12 protein-coding genes and 1 tRNA gene are annotated in these 17,186 nt (G+C 61.4%); 1 reads left to right on the top strand and 12 read right to left on the bottom strand.

Annotated features, from left to right (window positions below):
• Positions 1–136: 136 nt before the first annotated feature.
• The 8 genes from ACODSK_RS04995 to rnr form a co-directional block, all read right to left on the bottom strand.
• On the bottom strand, positions 137–2,443 hold the full coding sequence (locus ACODSK_RS04995) for a YgiQ family radical SAM protein (protein ID WP_489014275.1): 2,307 nt from the start codon (positions 2,441–2,443) through the stop codon (positions 137–139).
• A gap of 105 nt (positions 2,444–2,548) precedes the next feature.
• Entirely contained in the window at positions 2,549–3,946 is a 1,398-nt protein-coding gene (gene dnaB, locus ACODSK_RS04990; protein ID WP_330078048.1) for a replicative DNA helicase, read from the bottom strand.
• A 110-nt stretch (positions 3,947–4,056) separates the two neighbouring features.
• Complete coding sequence (rplI, locus tag ACODSK_RS04985; protein WP_003249568.1) at positions 4,057–4,503, bottom strand: 50S ribosomal protein L9; 447 nt, start codon at positions 4,501–4,503, stop codon at positions 4,057–4,059.
• A 21-nt stretch (positions 4,504–4,524) separates the two neighbouring features.
• A complete protein-coding gene (locus tag ACODSK_RS04980; protein ID WP_489014274.1) occupies positions 4,525–5,421 on the bottom strand; it encodes a hypothetical protein in 897 nt (298 codons plus the stop codon).
• A gap of 36 nt (positions 5,422–5,457) precedes the next feature.
• Positions 5,458–5,688, bottom strand: coding sequence for a 30S ribosomal protein S18 (rpsR, locus tag ACODSK_RS04975; protein ID WP_009403887.1), 231 nt, complete (start codon positions 5,686–5,688; stop codon positions 5,458–5,460).
• A gap of 28 nt (positions 5,689–5,716) precedes the next feature.
• A complete protein-coding gene (gene rpsF / locus ACODSK_RS04970; RefSeq protein WP_009403888.1) occupies positions 5,717–6,142 on the bottom strand; it encodes a 30S ribosomal protein S6 in 426 nt (141 codons plus the stop codon).
• A 258-nt stretch (positions 6,143–6,400) separates the two neighbouring features.
• Positions 6,401–7,147, bottom strand: a complete 747-nt coding sequence (gene rlmB, locus ACODSK_RS04965) for a 23S rRNA (guanosine(2251)-2'-O)-methyltransferase RlmB (RefSeq protein ID WP_489014272.1) — start codon at positions 7,145–7,147, stop codon at positions 6,401–6,403.
• On the bottom strand, positions 7,144–9,747 hold the full coding sequence (rnr, locus tag ACODSK_RS04960; RefSeq protein WP_489014271.1) for a ribonuclease R: 2,604 nt from the start codon (positions 9,745–9,747) through the stop codon (positions 7,144–7,146). Before rnr ends, rlmB begins: the two co-directional genes overlap by 4 nt.
• 287 nt (positions 9,748–10,034) lie before the next feature.
• On the opposite strand from rnr, the gene ACODSK_RS04955 reads away from it, so the two are divergent.
• Positions 10,035–10,121, top strand: a tRNA-Leu gene (locus tag ACODSK_RS04955).
• Between the two features lie 73 nt (positions 10,122–10,194).
• On the opposite strand, the gene ACODSK_RS04950 is transcribed toward ACODSK_RS04955, so the two are convergent.
• The 4 genes from ACODSK_RS04950 to ACODSK_RS04935 all read right to left on the bottom strand — a co-directional run bounded on the left by ACODSK_RS04950 (position 10,195) and on the right by ACODSK_RS04935 (position 17,055).
• Complete coding sequence (locus ACODSK_RS04950) at positions 10,195–11,688, bottom strand: surface lipoprotein assembly modifier (RefSeq protein ID WP_489014270.1); 1,494 nt, start codon at positions 11,686–11,688, stop codon at positions 10,195–10,197.
• Between the two features lie 78 nt (positions 11,689–11,766).
• Complete coding sequence (locus ACODSK_RS04945) at positions 11,767–12,618, bottom strand: Slam-dependent surface lipoprotein (protein WP_489014268.1); 852 nt, start codon at positions 12,616–12,618, stop codon at positions 11,767–11,769.
• A 72-nt stretch (positions 12,619–12,690) separates the two neighbouring features.
• Positions 12,691–15,822: a TonB-dependent receptor domain-containing protein gene (locus ACODSK_RS04940; protein WP_489014266.1), complete on the bottom strand. Its 3,132-nt coding sequence runs from the start codon at positions 15,820–15,822 to the stop codon at positions 12,691–12,693.
• Positions 15,823–16,092: 270 nt separating this feature from the next.
• Positions 16,093–17,055 (bottom strand): helix-turn-helix domain-containing protein, encoded by a 963-nt coding sequence (locus tag ACODSK_RS04935; RefSeq protein WP_489014264.1) that lies wholly within the window; start codon positions 17,053–17,055, stop codon positions 16,093–16,095.
• Between the last annotated feature and the right edge of the window lie 131 nt (positions 17,056–17,186).

The following is a 17,186-nucleotide window of genomic DNA, read 5'->3' as shown; positions in this document are numbered from 1 at the left end:
CAGCCGCTCCCACAAGGTCCGCGTTGAGCATGGCAGAGATGTGTAGATACCCATGCAGCGATTAGGCCCTCAGTACCATGCACTGGATATGTGCAAGACCTGGCTTCATGACGGAGCATATGCCCCGTCATGGGGCTTAGCGCGGCAACACCGGCTGACGCTTGGTCTTGCCCTTACCACCTTTACCACCCTTGGCGGCATCCTTGCGCGCCTTGGCCGCTTCCTGGTTGCGGGCGAACGCGGCGGCCTTGGCCTCCTCGCGCTTGTCCCACGGCTTGGCGCCATTGCTGGCACGCGGTGGCAGGCCGGTGTGCTGGGTGAGGATCTTCTGTTCCTTGGCCACCTTGTGGCTGCCCGCCGGGGTGGAGTTCTTGCGCCGGGCGCTCTGGTAGCTGTCGGTCGCCGGCTGGTGCAGCGGGATCAACTGATGCTTGCCCGGGCCGATCAGGTCGGCACGGCCCATGCGCTCCAGGGCCTCGCGCAGCATCGGCCAGCCCTTCGGATCGTGGTAGCGCAGGAATGCCTTGTGCAGGCGGCGCTGCTCCTCGCTCTTGACGATGGTCACCCCTTCGCTCTTGTAGGTGACCTTGCGCAGCGGGTTCTTGCCCGAGTGATACATGGCGGTGGCCGAGGCCATCGGCGACGGGTAGAACGCCTGCACCTGGTCGGCGCGGAAGCCGTTGCCCTTGAGCCACAGGGCCAGGTTCATCATGTCTTCGTCGGTGGTGCCCGGGTGCGCGGCGATGAAGTACGGGATCAGGTACTGCTCCTTGCCCGCCTCTTTCGAGAACTTCTCGAACATGCGCTTGAAGCGGTCGTAGGTGCCGATACCAGGTTTCATCATCTGGTTCAGCGGGCCTTCCTCGGTGTGCTCCGGGGCGATCTTCAGGTAGCCACCGACGTGGTGGGTGACCAGTTCGCGCACGTACTCCGGCGATTCCACCGCGAGGTCGTAGCGCAGGCCGGAGGCAATCAGGATCTTCTTCACCCCAGGCAAGGCACGGGCGCTGCGGTACAGCTTGATCAGCGCCGAGTGGTCGGTGTTCAGGTTCGGGCAGATCCCCGGGAACACGCAGGATGGCTTGCGGCAGTGGGTTTCGATCTCGGTGCTCTTGCAGGCGATCCGGTACATGTTCGCGGTCGGGCCGCCGAGGTCGGAGATAACGCCGGTAAAGCCGGGGACCTTGTCGCGGATCTCTTCGATCTCGCGAATGATCGACTCGTGGGAGCGGTTCTGGATGATCCGCCCTTCGTGCTCGGTGATCGAGCAGAAGGTGCAGCCACCGAAGCAGCCACGCATGATGTTGACCGAGAAACGGATCATTTCGTACGCCGGGATACGCTCCTTGCCGTAGGCCGGATGCGGGATCCGCGCGTAGGGCATGCCGAACACGTAGTCCATTTCCTCGGTGGTCATCGGAATGGGCGGCGGGTTGAACCAGACGTCGATTTCACCGTGCTTCTGCACCATGGCCCGGGCGTTGCCGGGGTTGGTCTCCAGGTGCAACACGCGGTTGGCGTGGGCATAGAGCACGGCGTCGTTGCGCACCTTCTCGAAGGACGGCAGGCGGATCACGGTCTTTTCCCGGGTCATCCGCGGGCTGTCGAGCAGTTGCACGACCTTGGCCTCGTTCGGATCTTCCACCTCGCCCTTCTGCTGCTCGATGGCGCAGGCGGCGGTGTCCTGGGTGTTGACGTAGGGGTTGATGATCTTGTCGACCTTGCCCGGACGGTCGATGCGGGTCGAGTCGATCTCGTACCAGCCTTGCGGGGTGTCACGACGGACGAAGGCGGTACCGCGGATATCGGTGATGTCTTCGATACGCTCGCCGGCGGACAGGCGCTGGGCGATATCCACCACGGCGCGCTCGGCGTTGCCGTAGAGCAGGATGTCGGCGCAGGCGTCGATCAGGATCGAGTGGCGAACCTTGTCCTGCCAGTAGTCGTAGTGGGCGATGCGGCGCAGCGAGGCCTCGATGCCGCCAAGGACGATCGGCACATGCTTGTAGGCTTCCTTGCAGCGCTGGCTGTACACCAGGCTGGCGCGGTCCGGACGCTTGCCGGCCAGGCCGCCCGGGGTGTAGGCATCGTCCGAACGGATTTTCTTGTCGGCGGTGTAGCGGTTGATCATCGAGTCCATGTTGCCGGCGGCGACGCCGAAGAACAGGTTCGGTTCGCCGAGCTTCATGAAGTCGTCTTTCGACTGCCAGTTGGGCTGGGCGATGATGCCGACGCGGAAGCCCTGGGCCTCCAGCAAGCGGCCGATGATGGCCATGCCGAACGACGGATGGTCGACGTAGGCGTCGCCGGTCACGATGATGATGTCGCAGGAGTCCCAGCCGAGCTGATCCATCTCCTCCCTGCTCATCGGCAGGAACGGCGCTGGCCCGAAGCATTCGGCCCAGTACTTGGGATAGTCGAAGAGTGGTTTGGCTGCTTGCATGTCAGTGACCGGTTTTTTTGGGAGGCGGAAAATCACGGGCGCGGAGAATAGCACAAAATTTGACCAATTCCGACGCTGAAGGTCGGAATTGGTGAAGCGATTTTCTTACTCGTCGTCGTCGAAGTTGTAGCTGCCCGGGGCGAGGTTTTCGAAACGCGTGTACTTGCCGATGAAGGCCAGGCGGATAAAGCCGATCGGGCCGTTCCGCTGCTTGCCGATGATGATCTCGGCGATGCCCTTGTGCTCGGTCTCGGGGTGATACACCTCGTCACGGTAGACGAACATGATCACGTCGGCGTCCTGCTCGATCGCTCCGGATTCCCGCAAGTCGGAGTTCACCGGGCGCTTGTTCGGGCGCTGTTCGAGGGAGCGGTTGAGCTGCGACAGGGCGATGACCGGGCAGTTGAATTCCTTGGCCAGGGCCTTGAGGGAACGGGAGATCTCGGAAATCTCGTTGGTCCGGTTGTCGCCGCTGGAGCCGGGGATCTGCATCAGCTGGAGGTAGTCGATCATGATCATGGCGATGTCGCCGTGCTCGCGAACCAGACGGCGGGTCCGCGCGCGCATTTCCGACGGGCTGATGCCAGCGGTATCGTCGATGAACAGCTTGCGGTCGTTGAGCAGGTTGACCGCCGAGGTCAGCCGCGGCCAGTCATCGTCGTCCAGTTGACCTGAACGCACCTTGGTCTGGTCGATGCGGCCGAGGGACGAGAGCATACGCATGATCAGCGATTCGCCTGGCATCTCGAGGGAGTACACCAGCACCGCCTTGTCGCTGCGCAACACGGCGTTTTCCACCAGGTTCATGGCGAAGGTGGTCTTACCCATCGACGGACGGCCGGCGACGATGATCAGGTCGGCCGGTTGCAGGCCGCTGGTCTTCTCGTCGAGGTCGGTGTAGCCGGTGGACAGGCCGGTGATCTCGCTGTCGGAGTTGAACAGCGTGTCGATGCGGTCGATGGCCTTGGTCAGCAGTTCGTTGACCCCTACCGGGCCGCCGGTTTTCGGGCGGGCTTCGGCGATCTGGAAGATCTGCCGCTCGGCTTCGTCGAGGATCTCTTCGGCGTTGCGCCCTTGCGGGTTGAAGGCGCTGTCGGCGATGTCGTTGCTGATGCTGATCAGCTGGCGCAGGGTCGAACGCTCGCGAATGATCTGCGCATAGGCCTTGATGTTGGCCACCGACGGGGTGTTCTTCGCCAGCTCGCCGAGGTAGCCGAGGCCGCCGACCTGCGAGCTGAGGCCTTCCTTGTCGAGCTGCTCGTGCAGGGTCACCACGTCGAACGGGACGTTCTGGTCGACCAGCTTGTGGATGGCACGGAAGATCAGGCGGTGGTCATGCCGGTAGAAGTCGCCATCGGAGACTTGATCGAGCACGCGCTCCCAGGCGTTGTTGTCCAGCATCAGGCCACCGAGCACGGCCTGTTCGGCCTCGATGGAATGCGGCGGCACCTTCAGCGCGGCGGTTTGCAGATCATATTGCTCTGGGGCGGTTATCTCGTTCATGGCCACCTGGAAATCTGGGGGGTGAAAAAGACAAAGGGCACGACCTGCAATGCAGGATCGTGCCCGATGTTAACCGGCTGTTTCCGAAGGAACCAGCCGATCGATACAGCTTAGGCTGCTACGACGACCACGCGTACGGTGGCTTCGACGTCGCTGTGCAGGTGCACGGCTACGTCGTATTCGCCAACCTGACGGATGGTGCCGTTCGGCAGACGAACTTCAGCTTTGGCAACTTCAACGCCGGAGGCGGTCAGTGCGTCAGCGATGTCGTGGGTGCCGATCGAACCGAACAGCTTGCCTTCATCACCAGCGGTAGCGGTGATGGTGACTTCCAGCTCGGCCAGTTGAGCGGCGCGGCTTTCAGCCGAGGCTTTCTTGTCGGCAGCAGCTTTTTCCAGCTCGGCACGACGCTCTTCGAATGCAGCCAGGTTAGCGGCGTTGGCAACGGTGGCCTTGCCGAATGGCAGCAGGAAGTTACGACCGTAACCAGCCTTGACTTTAACTTTGTCGCCCAGGTTGCCCAGGTTGGCGACTTTTTCCAGCAGGATCAGTTCCATTTGGTATAAACCTCTTAACTTTTAACCTTCACCGTTCGCGGAGCCGTTACCGGCGTCCTTGGACGCCCCGCGTCCGCGAAAATCAATCAGGCTGTCGACAATGGCCAGAACCACGAGCAACGGATAAATCAGCTGCATGAACAGCAGCAGCGTTATGTACAACCCGACCAGCCAGAACTTCGCCAGTCGCCCTTGCGCCACCAGGCCATGAATCATGGCCAGTCCGGCGAAGACCAGCGGCACGGTGCACAGTGGTGTCAACATGCCCAGTCCGGTACCGAAGTTCGGCCCGACCAGGATCAACACCAACAGCGACAGCGACGCCGCCAGCGGCAGTCTTACGGCGCGAAACTCGCTGCCGAAGCCTCCCGGGTTATACAAGGCTGCCTGCCAGTAGCGACCCAACATCAGGGCCATCACACTGACCGCTTGCAGCAAGGCCGCAATCAGGCCGGTAAGCACCGGTGCGATCAGCCCTTCCAGTCGGCCCCGCTCTTCTACCGACAATTGCTGGTAGATCCCGTCGAGCATCTGCGGAAGGATCTTGGCGATCTCTTGCGCGAGGGTGTCGATCGGTTCGCGGAACACCGAACCCAGAACGGCGCCATACACCAGGCCCAGGGCGATGCTGGACAACAGCACCCGGTTCCAGGACTGCCCGGCGCGCAACAGCGCTGCCAGACCCAGCGTACCCAGCAACACCATCAAGGTGCGCGGCTCGCCGAAGAACCACCAGGCCAACGCCGGCAGTAAAGCCCAGGCAAGGACACCGGAGGCATCCTTGAAACCGCGCCGCAGGAACACCAGGCTCCCGGCGGCGGCACTCAACCAGAACAGCAGCGGCAATGCCGCACAACCAACCACTACCAGAGTGGCCTGCACGCGACCGCGCATGATGAAATCAGCCAGGGCCCGCATGCAATCTATCCTTTGCTACTTGTCGACGACCCGGTCTCAGCGGCCGTGGCTGTCGGTGTAGGGCAGCAGGGCCAGGAAGCGGGCGCGCTTGATAGCGGTAGCCAGCTGACGCTGATAACGAGCTTTGGTACCAGTGATACGGCTTGGAACGATCTTGCCGGTTTCGGATACGTAAGCTTTCAGGGTGTTGAGATCTTTGTAATCGATCTCTTTCACGTCTTCAGCAGTGAAGCGGCAGAATTTACGACGACGGAAGAAACGTGCCATGTAATAGGCTCCTCAAAAGATCCGTGGATTACTCGTCAGCGTTATCGCTGTTGTCGCTGTCATTGCTGTCGTCGCCTTCGGCGCTGTCAGCATGCTCAGGACGGTCACGACGCTCACGGCGCTCGCTGCGGTTTTCTTCAGCCTTCAGCATCTCGGACTGACCGGTGACGGCTTCGTCGCGACGGATGACCAGGTTACGGATCACGGCATCGTTGTAGCGGAAGTTGTCTTCCAGCTCGGCCAGGGCCTTGCCGGTGCACTCAACGTTCAGCATCACGTAGTGAGCCTTGTGAACATTGTTGATTGCGTAGGCCAGTTGACGACGGCCCCAGTCTTCCAGACGGTGGATCTTGCCGCCGTCTTCTTCGATCAGCTTGGTGTAACGCTCAACCATGCCGCCGACTTGCTCGCTCTGGTCCGGGTGAACCAGGAAGATGATTTCGTAATGACGCATGAATGCTCCTTACGGGTTGTAGTCTGCCGACAATGCGGTCAGACAAGGAGTGAATGACACTTGTATGTCTTGTCCTGAACCAGGCACGTATGCCCGGGACAAGGCGCGCAATTGTAGAGAAGCGCAGTGGGACAAGCAAGGTAATTGGTGAAATATTGAGCAGCGCCCCAAAAGCATCGCTGGCAAGCCAGCTCCCACAGGGTCAGCGGTGCACTCGATCCTGTGGGAGCTGGCTTGCCAGCGATTGGGGTCAACGAATCACTTGTTGGCGGAACGCTGCCGAACGACCTCGAACAGGCAAACCCCGGTCGCCACCGAGACGTTCAGGCTGCTGACGCTACCGGCCATCGGCAATTTCACCAGGAAATCGCAGTGCTCGCGGGTCAGGCGGCGCATGCCCTTGCCTTCGGCGCCCATGACCAGCACGGTCGGCCCGGTCATGTCCTGCTGATACAGCTCCTGCTGGGCTTCGCCGGCGGTGCCGACTACCCACAGGCCACGCTGCTGGAGCTTTTCCAGAGTCCGCGCCAGGTTGGTCACGGCCACCAGCGGGATCACTTCGGCAGCACCGCAAGCGACCTTGCGCACGGCGGCAGTCAGGGTTGCCGACTTGTCCTTGGGCACGATCACCGCCAGCGCGCCGGCAGCATCGGCGGTACGCAGGCAGGCACCCAGGTTGTGCGGGTCGGTGACGCCGTCGAGCACCAGCAGCAGCGGCACCTTCTCGGTACGCTCCAGCAGCTCTTCGAGCATCGCCTCGCCCCAGACCTGGCTGGGGCTGACCTCAGCGACCACACCCTGGTGCACGCCGTCGACCCAGGCGTCCATTTCGCGACGCTCGGCCTGGCCGACACTTACCCGGTATTCCGCAGCCAGCGCCAGCAACGCCTGCAGGCGCGGCTCGCTACGGCCTTCGGACAGCCAGATCTGCTTGACCCGCTTGGGGTGAAAGCGCAACAGGGCTTCTACGGCATGCACACCGTAGATCTTTTCCAACTGACTCATGACTTGCCTTTGGTTTTACGCGAAGAGGAACCGGACTTGGACGGCCCCTTGCGGTGTTTGGTCGGTTTCTCCGACTTGCCGGAAGACTTGCCCGCCGGCTTGCTGCCATGGGCATGCTTGGCGTCGGCCATCAGCGCTTTCTTCATTTCCCGGCTCTTGCGCACCTCGGCGTTGTTCGTCGCGGCATGGGAGGAGAAATAGGCCTCGGAAGTTTCGTCCTTCTTGCTGCGGCGAGCCGGACGCTCTTCCTTCGCCGGAGCCGGCGCGGACGTCGACTTGCCACCCACGGCGATCTTCGCCCCGGTCACGGCCGGCTCGGCGCCACGCTGCTTGCGCCCGATTGGCGCCTTCAGGGTGTTCTCGGCCATTTCGAAGTCGATCTTGCGCTGCTCCAGATCGACGCGCATCACCCGCACTTCGACGGTGTCGCCCAGGCGGAAGCTGCGACCGGTGCGCTCACCGGTCAGGCGATGGTGAACCGGATCGAAATGGTAGTAGTCACCCGGCAGCGCGCTGACGTGGACCATGCCTTCGACATAGATGTCGGTCAGCTCGACGAACAGGCCGAAGCCGGTCACCGCGGTGATCACGCCGGGGAAGGATTCGCCAACGCGGTCCTTCATGTATTCGCACTTGAGCCAGTTGACCACGTCGCGAGTGGCCTCGTCGGCGCGGCGCTCGCTCATCGAGCACTGTTCGCCCAGTTGCTCCAGGGTGTTTTCGTCGTACGGGTAGATCCGCGCCTTGGGAATGCTCATGGCACCCGCGCGCTTGACGTGCGGGGTTTCCTGGCGGGAACGGATCACGCTGCGGATGGCACGGTGCACCAGCAGGTCGGGGTAGCGACGGATCGGCGAGGTGAAGTGGGTGTACGCCTCGTAGTTCAGGCCGAAGTGGCCGTTGTTTTCGGAGCTGTACACCGCCTGGCTCAGGGAGCGCAGCATCACGGTCTGGATCAGGTGGAAATCCGGGCGGTCGGCGATACTCGCCAGCAGCGCCTGGTAGTCCTTCGGCGACGGATCCTTGCCCTTGTGCAGGGACAGGCCGAGCTCACCGAGGAAGGCGCGGAGTTTTTCCAGGCGCTCCGGCGGCGGGCCATCGTGGACCCGGTACAGGGCCGGAATCTCGTGCTTCTTGAGGAACTCGGCGGTGGCGACGTTGGCCGCCAGCATGCATTCCTCGATCAGCTTGTGCGCATCGTTGCGCACGGTCGGACGGATCTCCGCGATCTTGCGCTCGGAACCGAAGATGATGCGGGTTTCCTGGGTCTCGAAGTCGATCGCACCACGGGTGTGGCGAGCGGCCAGCAACACCTTGTACAGCGAATAAAGCTGCTTCAGGTGCGGCAGCACTTCGCTGTATTCCTCGCGCAGGGCACGGCCTTCGCGGGTGCGGGCGTGCTCCAGCATGCTGCTGACCTTGTTGTAGGTCAGCCGCGCATGGGAGTGGATCACCGCTTCGTAGAACTGGTAATCGACCATCTGGCCGGACTTGTTCATGGTCATTTCGCAGACCATGGCCAGGCGATCGACGTGCGGGTTCAGCGAGCACAGGCCGTTGGACAACTCCTCCGGCAGCATCGGGATCACCCGCTCGGGGAAGTACACCGAGTTGCCGCGCACCTGGGCTTCGGCATCCAGCGCCGAGCCGAGGCGAACGTAGCTGGAAACGTCGGCGATCGCCACGTACAGGCGCCAGCCACCGGAGAACAGGCGCAGCTTGCCGAGGCTTTCGCAATACACGGCATCGTCGAAGTCGCGAGCGTCTTCACCGTCGATGGTGACGAACGGCAGGTGGCGCAGGTCGATGCGCTTTTCCTTGTCCTTCTCTTCCACGTCCGGCTTGAGCTTGCGGGCTTCCTTGAGCACCGCCTCGGGCCATACGTGGGGAATGTCGTAGCTGCGCAGCGCCACGTCGATTTCCATGCCCGGCGCCATGTAGTTGCCGATCACTTCGACGACATCGCCCTGCGGCTGGAAACGCGGGGTCGGCCAGTGGGTGATCTTCACCTCGACGAACTGGCCGATCTTGGCGCCGGCGTTGCGGCCCGGGGTGACCAGCACTTCCTGCTGGATCTTCGGGTTGTCGGCAGTAACGAAGCCGATGCCACCCTCTTCGAAGTAGCGACCGACGATGCTTTCGTGGGCGCGGGAGATGATCTCCACCAGCACGCCTTCGCGGCGGCCGCGGCGGTCGACACCGGAGACCCGGGCCAGGGCGCGGTCGCCGTCGAACACCAGGCGCATTTGCGACGGACTGAGGAACAGGTCTTCAGTACCGTCGTCCGGAATCAGGAAGCCGAAGCCGTCGCGATGGCCGGAAACACGGCCGAGGATCAGGTCGAGCTTGTCCACCGGGGCATAGGTGCCGCGCCGGGTGTAGATCAGCTGACCGTCGCGCTCCATCGCCCGCAGGCGGCGGCGCAGGGCCTCGATCTGATCCTCGGTGTGCAAACCGAATTCCTCAACCAGTTGCTCGCGCGCAGCCGGCGAGCCTCGTTCGGCGAGGTGCTGGAGGATCAGCTCACGGCTAGGGATGGGGTTTTCGTATTTTTCCGCTTCACGAGCGGCCTCGGGATCGAGGGACTGCCAATCGGCCATTAGGAGGGGTTCACCTTGTCTATATAAGGGTTAGTTTGGCATAGCCGTATTGAAACCGGAAATTTCAGCCTTGGACAGCCCCGCTTGGGACGGCCTGTGAACGGGCCTGTAAATGAACTTCATGCTTCGGTCGATCAACGGCTTGAATTTTTTAAGATTTTTTTGAAACGGGGGGTTTACAGCCCCAAGGGGCATCCGTATAGTGCGCACCACAGCGACGGAGACCGTCGTTATAGTTGAGAAGCCGCACGATGTAAAACACTACGTCGAAGCGAAATCAGCGAAATGCCCAGATGGTGAAATTGGTAGACACGCCAGCTTCAGGTGCTGGTGACCTTACGGTCGTGGAAGTTCGAGTCTTCTTCTGGGCACCATATTCTAGAGAAACCCGCGAAAGCGGGTTTTTTTATGCCTGCAGGAAAGCCCCGGCGAATACCGAGGCCCCTCTCAGAACGTCTTCTCGAACTTCAACGCCAGCTCGGTCTGCCGGTAGCTATAGGCCCAGTCGATGGTGCTGTCGGTGACCGTGCGCTTGGCGTACAGGGTCGGCACCACGCCGGCGAAGGCCAGACGCGGCATGCTCAGGCTGGCGATGTAGATCTGCTGGCGGTCCTTGCGCAGGCCACCGAGGAAGGCATCCGGCTCGTCATAGCGGGTACTGCGGTACAGGCCGATCAGGCTCAGGTTCACGCCGATATCGAAGCTGTGATACGCACCGAGGCTGCCCATGTATTCGCGGTTGCTCGCTGTGTCGGCGTCCTGGCTTCGGCGGGTGTAGGTGACGCCGCCGAACACCAGGGTCTGCGGATCGAGCAGGTACGACAGCGAAGTGCCCACCTGGCGCTCGTCGTAGTCGTCAAAGTAGTCGCGTTGCTCACCCTGGAAGCGGTAGTGCTTGTGCTGAAGCTGCAAGCCGAGCTGCAGGCGGTTGCTCAGGTTGTGCTTCCACTCCCCGCGCACACCACTGGCCTGGTACTTGGTGTGATGGTCGTTGTAGTAGTTCTCGAACAGCGGCGTCAGCGACACATCGTTCAAGGCACTCTGGAAGTTGTAGCCGGCGTACAGGACGCTGGTGTTGTCGTCGTACCAGGTCTCGACATCGTCCACATCGCTGTGCCGGTCGTAGTTGTTGCCGTAGCTGAGGCCCCGCACCAACAGATGATGGTTGCCGGCAATCTGGAAACGCCGCTCGGCCGCGACGTCGTAGACCAGGCTGGACGAGGTGATCCGCTTGGGCATCTGCCGGGTGTAGTCGAAGCAGTCGAAGAACACCGAGCAGACCTGGGTGGTGGTGGTCATGCCATTGCCCTGGTTGATGTTGCTGTTGTAGCCGAAGCCCAGGGACGCCGAGCCATGCCACTGGCGGCGCAGGTCGATGCCCTTGTGGTACTCGCCGAGCACGCTCAGCACCTGCTCGGGCACATCGGTCGCGGCGACCTCTCGGAACAGCGTCTCGGCCTCACGGGTCTGGTTGTCCTCGAACAATGTCCGGGCCAGCTCCAGGCGTGCGCGCACGAAACCGGGCTGTAACTCATCGGCCCGGCGCAGATGGGCGATGGCCTGCTTGTAGCGGCGCTCGCTGCGGTCGATCAGGCCCTCTGCCATTTCCACCAGCGCTGCTTCGTGGCCAGGCAGTTGCCGGTAGCGCTCGACGAACTGGCGCACCTTGCCCCACTGCTGCAGGTTGATCGAGACATAGATCGCCGGCCCCAGGTCGGCGAGGGTGTTCTGCACGTTGTAGGTCTGCCCCTCGATCGTTATCAGCGACGCGTCGTTCTCGGCCGGGTCCGGCGCGCCAAGATTGGCCCGCTCGCGCGCTTCGGCGCTGCGGTCGATCTTGTTCAGGAGCAGACGGGTGTCGTCATCGTCGGCCAGCAGCGCGGTGGAAAACAGGGTCGAGAAACACAGCAGGGCGACGTGCACCCGCAGGGACGGCAGCATGGTGATCGGTCCGGGACAGAAAGGAATTGGGGGTCGGAAGGGGGCGCCGAAGCGCCCTCCTCCAATGACTCGCGGGTGTTACTGCTTGGCGCCGCCGAAGGCGACCTTGGTGGTGCCGTTAACGTAGATACCCGCCAGGGCTTCGGCACTGCTGCCGTAGAACTGACCAGTCACCTTGCCGTCTGCACGCAGGAACGAACCGTTGGACGAAATGGTGCTGGAGCCCAGGTTCAGGGTACCGCTGGCGCCGGTCAGGCTGCCGCTCAGGGTGCCGGTGCTGCCGCTGTAGTTGGCAGTCAGAACACCCGAGGAAACACCTGCGCCAGTGCCTGGGTTGTACTGGTTGATGCCGACCACGTTGTACTTGGCATTGACCAGGGTTGGCATGCTGGTGGTCGGGTTCTCGCCGACGAACCAGACAGTACGGTCAGCACTGGACAGGTTAAGGTCAGTGCTGTTCAGCGGCTGGGTGCCGGTCTTGCGTGGCGCCCATTCGCCGAAGTACACCTCGGCACCGGAGACCTTGGCGATGACTTCACCGCCGAACTGCGGGTAGTTCGGGAGCGGGTCATCGATCTGGCGGTAGGCGTAGACGTTGGTGTTGTAGGCGTAGGTGTTTTTCCAGGTCTCGGAGACGTTGGAAGTTACACCAGTGACCGGGTTGGTCTGGGTAATGATCGCCGACGAGAAGCCCGAGCTGGACAGTTTTGCGTTGGTCTGGGCAATCGGGCCAGCCGCAAAGCTGACGACCTTGGTGATATCCGCAGTGCCGCCGACAGTAGTCGGCATGGCGATACCGGCAGTGCCGACGGCCATCATGTTCGACGCTGCAGCGGTGACATAGCTGCTGGACGAACCACCGGAAACGGTGGCAGCAAAGCTGGTGGATGCCATCAGGGACAATGCGGAAACAACAAACAGCTTTTTCATGGAACCTCCTTGGATAGTTGAAAAAACACTGTTTTTAATAAAAAACAGCAAAAAATAAGTTCCCGTCACTCATCAGAAACGAACGGTCATTCCCAACTTCATGGTGCGACCTGGCGCCGGCAACATGGCCCGGGCCAATGGATCGATGTAGTAACGGTTGGTGATGTTGTTGATGCCGAAGTCGACATCGAGATTCTCGGTTACCTGATAACTGGCGAAGGCATCGAAGACCCAGATCGGGTGCCAGCGATAAGGCCGGCCAAAGGCTTCTGCACCGGTGACGCCACTGGCGATCCACTTCGCCTCTTCCTTGTTTTCGGCACTGCTGTGGTAGACCATCCGGCCGCCCAGTTCGAGCTTCTCGTCGAACAACCGCACACCACCATCCAGGTTGATCGAGTACTTCGGCTGCAGGCTGACGCGGGACATGGTCGAAGGAAAACCGCCGGTGACACAGCTGTCGATCGCCTTGTTGTAGATAGGATCGAGGGTCGCCGCGTAATCCTTGTCGCAGAGTTTCTGCTCAAGTCGGTAGCTGATACCGAAGTTGCTGAAGTAGCGCCCGGTATCGGTGCGGGTCTGCAACTCGATGCCGGAATAGGTCTTCTTGTCGAACTGGACGATGTTGTACATCGCGTCCCGGTCGATGAAGTCGTGGATTTCGTTCTTGTAGTAGTTGATACGGAAATCGGCGTGGCGCCAGTCCGGCAGGAAACTGCGCAGGTCGTGGACATAACCGACTTCCCAGTTGTAGGCATGCTCCGGGTCCATCGCATGGGTCGAACTGCGACCGAATGAAGTACCGGCCTGGGTGTCTTCATAGAGCGTCGGGAAACGTACCATTTCGCTATAGCGCACATAGACACGGGCGTGATCGGTCAGCAGGAACGTGGCCCCCAGTATCGGCGTCCAGGCATGGTCACGACGTTTCTTGGGCTTGCTCCACTTTTCCGCAGGTGCAACCGTGACGGGCGAGGAAACCGCTGGCTCGATGTAGCGCTTGGCTGTGCCGGTAGTCCCTTGGGGGTTGGTCACCGTCTCATTGAGGTCGATGGTGCCGTTGAGGAACTGGTTGGTGGAACTGTCGATCTTGAAGCCGTCATAGGCCGCCGTGAAGGTTTGCTCAGTTGTGTAATAGAGCCCGTTGACCCGAGACGAGCTCAGCGAGCTGGCCAGTTCCTGCTCGACCTCTTCCGGAGTGAAGCCCCACGACTCGTACATCTCACGCAGTCCCTGCTCGAGTGACGTTGCCTCCTCATCCGTCATCAAGCGACGGTAGGTGAACTTCCTTCCAACCGTGGTATCACCCACTTCCCAGTTTTTGTCCTGATTCTCCCGGTGTTTGGCCAACCCTTCATCGAAGGAGTTGTAGTCGCTGTAGCGCGCCCCGGCGTTGAGCACCAGCCACGGAACCGCCGTCCACTCGTTGTTGAAACTGAAGTTGTATTGCTGACGGTTGCCACTACGCGGTCCGTAGTGCTGGGTCCCCCAGACGACCTGATTGCCCACCATGGCCGGCGACGCATAGTTTTCATCCAGCTTTTCGTGACTGAAGTCACTGGCCAGGGTCACATTGAAGGTGTCGCTGAGCTCCATGCGGTTGCTCAGGTTCACACCCCAGCGATCATGCTTCGAGACTTGCAGTGAGCGGGCGAAGATCGTGAAGCGCCCATCGCTGTTGTCCATGGGCGTTGGTTCGGTCGTGGGAGCCACCGCGCAATAGGTGGGGTTACCCGAATACTGGCAATGCACCCAGGCATCCCAAACCGTATCGCGGTCAAAACCGGTCGCAGAGACGCCAAAGAGGGAATCACCGGTCTGGTAGCGCTTGCTGTCGTTGCGCGTCTGCCAGATCCCGGCCTTGAGATTGATCAGGTCGTTGTCTTCAGGATTCCAGGCGTAATTGAGCGACCAGGTGTCCTGCTTGACCTGCGAGCGGGGATATTCCAGACCAACGTTCAGATCACCATCAAGCCCCTGAAACACCGCAAGGCTGTTGAAGAAAGGCGAGCTCTCGCCATACTCCAGATCGGTATGCATGTACGACAGCTTGAGGCTCTGCTCATCAGCCAGATACCAGGTGCCCTTGAGCAGCGTGGTGCGCATGTCGCTCGACGTGTTGGTGACCTCATAGCCCGGGTGATATAGCTGGGCCACATAAGAACTCCCTGCCCCCGGTACGCTGTTCTGGCTTTCGGCCTTGGCCTTGTCCAGCCAGTCTTCGGTTTCATAGCGCTGACTGCCGCCCTTGCCGCTGTAGTAGTTGCCTTTGCGCCGGTAGCTGTAGGCCGCAAGCAGGTCGAAGTCCTCCAACCGTGCACCTGCCGCGATACGAAAAGCATTGTCATCGAAATTGAAATCGGTGCCGCCCGAGCCCTTGCGCGGCGTCACTCGACCAGCATTGGGCAGGGCGAAGCCCACAACACCGTCGTAGCCGGACGTGGCCCCGGGCACATCATGATAGTCCTGACCAAAGAGCCCGTCCCCGGAGTCTCCAGGCGATACCGAGTTGCTCGCCGTCTCGGTCTTGATCTCGATGCCCCAGGGCTCGCCCGGCTTGACGATGTCTTCGACATCCAGGGTCTTGATCTGCACCGAGCCACCAATCCCGCTCTTGCTGCCATCGGTGATCGACGGCCCCTTTTCCACCGAGATACTGCCGATCATGTTCGGGTCGACATAGTTACGGTTGGAAATACCCCCCGAGCCCTGCCACACCGACATCGCCTGCTCGGTGCCATCCACCGTCACCGGGATCCGCCCCTCACCCTGGATGCCGCGGATGTTCGGGTCCAGTGCACCGCTGTTGCGCGAGTCGCCGCTGTAGACGCCGTTCAGGCCGCTGAACACATCGGACACCGAAGTACCCTTGTAGCGCTCCAGCTCTTCCTTGCCGGCATAGACGCTGGAGATGTCCTTGCGATAGACGTCATTGCTCCCCTTCTCGTCGCGCTCCTCCCACTCGGCGGTGATCTCCTGCGTCTCCAGTACCTGCGGCTCCTTCCCCGGATCCGCAGGCTTGCCCGATGCGTCCTGATACCCGGCAGGCAGTTCGATTTCCACCGGCCCCATGTTCGGCGTGGCGGGCTTTGCCGCCGGGGTTTCGCTGTCGGCCAGCGCAGCAGGGCTGGACAGCGCCAGCAGGATCGACCAGGCCAGCGGCTTGAGGCGCATAGGCATGGGAGGACTGATGAAGAAGGACATGGCGAGACTCTTGTTTATCGGTGCATGGCAGTTTCATGACCGCTCTGCGGCGGCGAAGTGATACTACCGATAAACGCAAATGAATCTCGTTTAGATTGGTATGCGAGAGGCTGAAAAATGTATGCGCTTGAAAGGCGCTGAGTGAACCCTGTGGGAGCTGGCTTGCCAGCGATTAGGCCCGACCTGACAACATATCTGTCACTGCTGGCCTCATCGCTGGCAAGCCAGCTCCCACAGGTTCAACTATGCATGCAGAGATCCGCGCTGTGCTCAGCGCTTCTTGCCGAAGATCGACTTCGGCGCCCGGCCGAAGTAGCGGGTAAAGGCCACGGTGAAGTTGTTCGGGTACTTGTAGCCCACCTGCCACGCCGCCTGGGCGACCTGCTGGCCGGACTCCAGCAGGGTCATGGCCTTGCGCATCCTCAGGTCGAGAAGCATGCGCGCCGGCGTGGTATCGAACAGGTAGCGGAAGCCTTCCTTGAGCTTGTGCTCGTTCATGCCGACGCTGGTGGCCAGGTACTCCACGGTCAGCGCGGTATGCAACTGCTCGCAGAGGATATTGCGCGCACGCTCGATGCGTTCGATCTCGCTGGTGCTCAGGGGCGAGGCCGTGCCGTCCTGCGGCGCCAGCAGGTTGAACTGCTCCGACAGCAGGCTGAGGGTATGGATATGCAGGTCCAGACGGTTGGATGGATTCAGCAGCCCCGGTTGCAGGTAGCGCACCAGTGCCGCGGCATGGGCCTGGGCGGCCTTGGAACTGGCGCGGAAATCGATGCGCTGCAGGCGCCCGCTACCCAGCACCTGGGCAGCGCGTTCTTCGCCGACGTACTTGCACAGGGTCGGCTGGTCGATCACCACCCGTAGCTGCGAGGCGGTTTCGTTGGCCAGGTAGCGGCGCTCGCCGGGGGTGGCGCGAAATGCGGTGATGGTGGTCTGCCCGGCCTCGAAGGCGAGGTTGCTGCCGTCCTTGCCGAGGAAGCCGGATTTCCCCTGCAAGCCGATGGTCACCACCATCACATGACCATCATGGGGTCCGCAGGTTTCCTCGATCAGGGTGCGGGTCGGGTGGTAATGCAGGCGCCCCAGCGACAGCCCCTGCTCCAGCTGCAACAGCTCGGAATAACAGTTGCCGACATCCTCGGCCAGCTGCATGCGCAAGCGCCCATCAGCCTGCACCGAACGTTGCCGGGGGTGATCGAGGCCGAGACGGCAACTCCCTTTCATTGTGCTCATGACGACATCCCTGCGGTGTGCGGGCCGCGCGCTTCGCATAGGAACGGCTCCGGCTCGCATACTTAACATAAATGATTCTCATTTAATATATATCACCTTTTTCAGTGATTCGGCCACGGCTTGTTTCGTTA

Source organism: Pseudomonas sp. FG98 (assembly GCF_057808595.1).
This window is presented reverse-complemented; position numbering and strand designations above follow the sequence as displayed.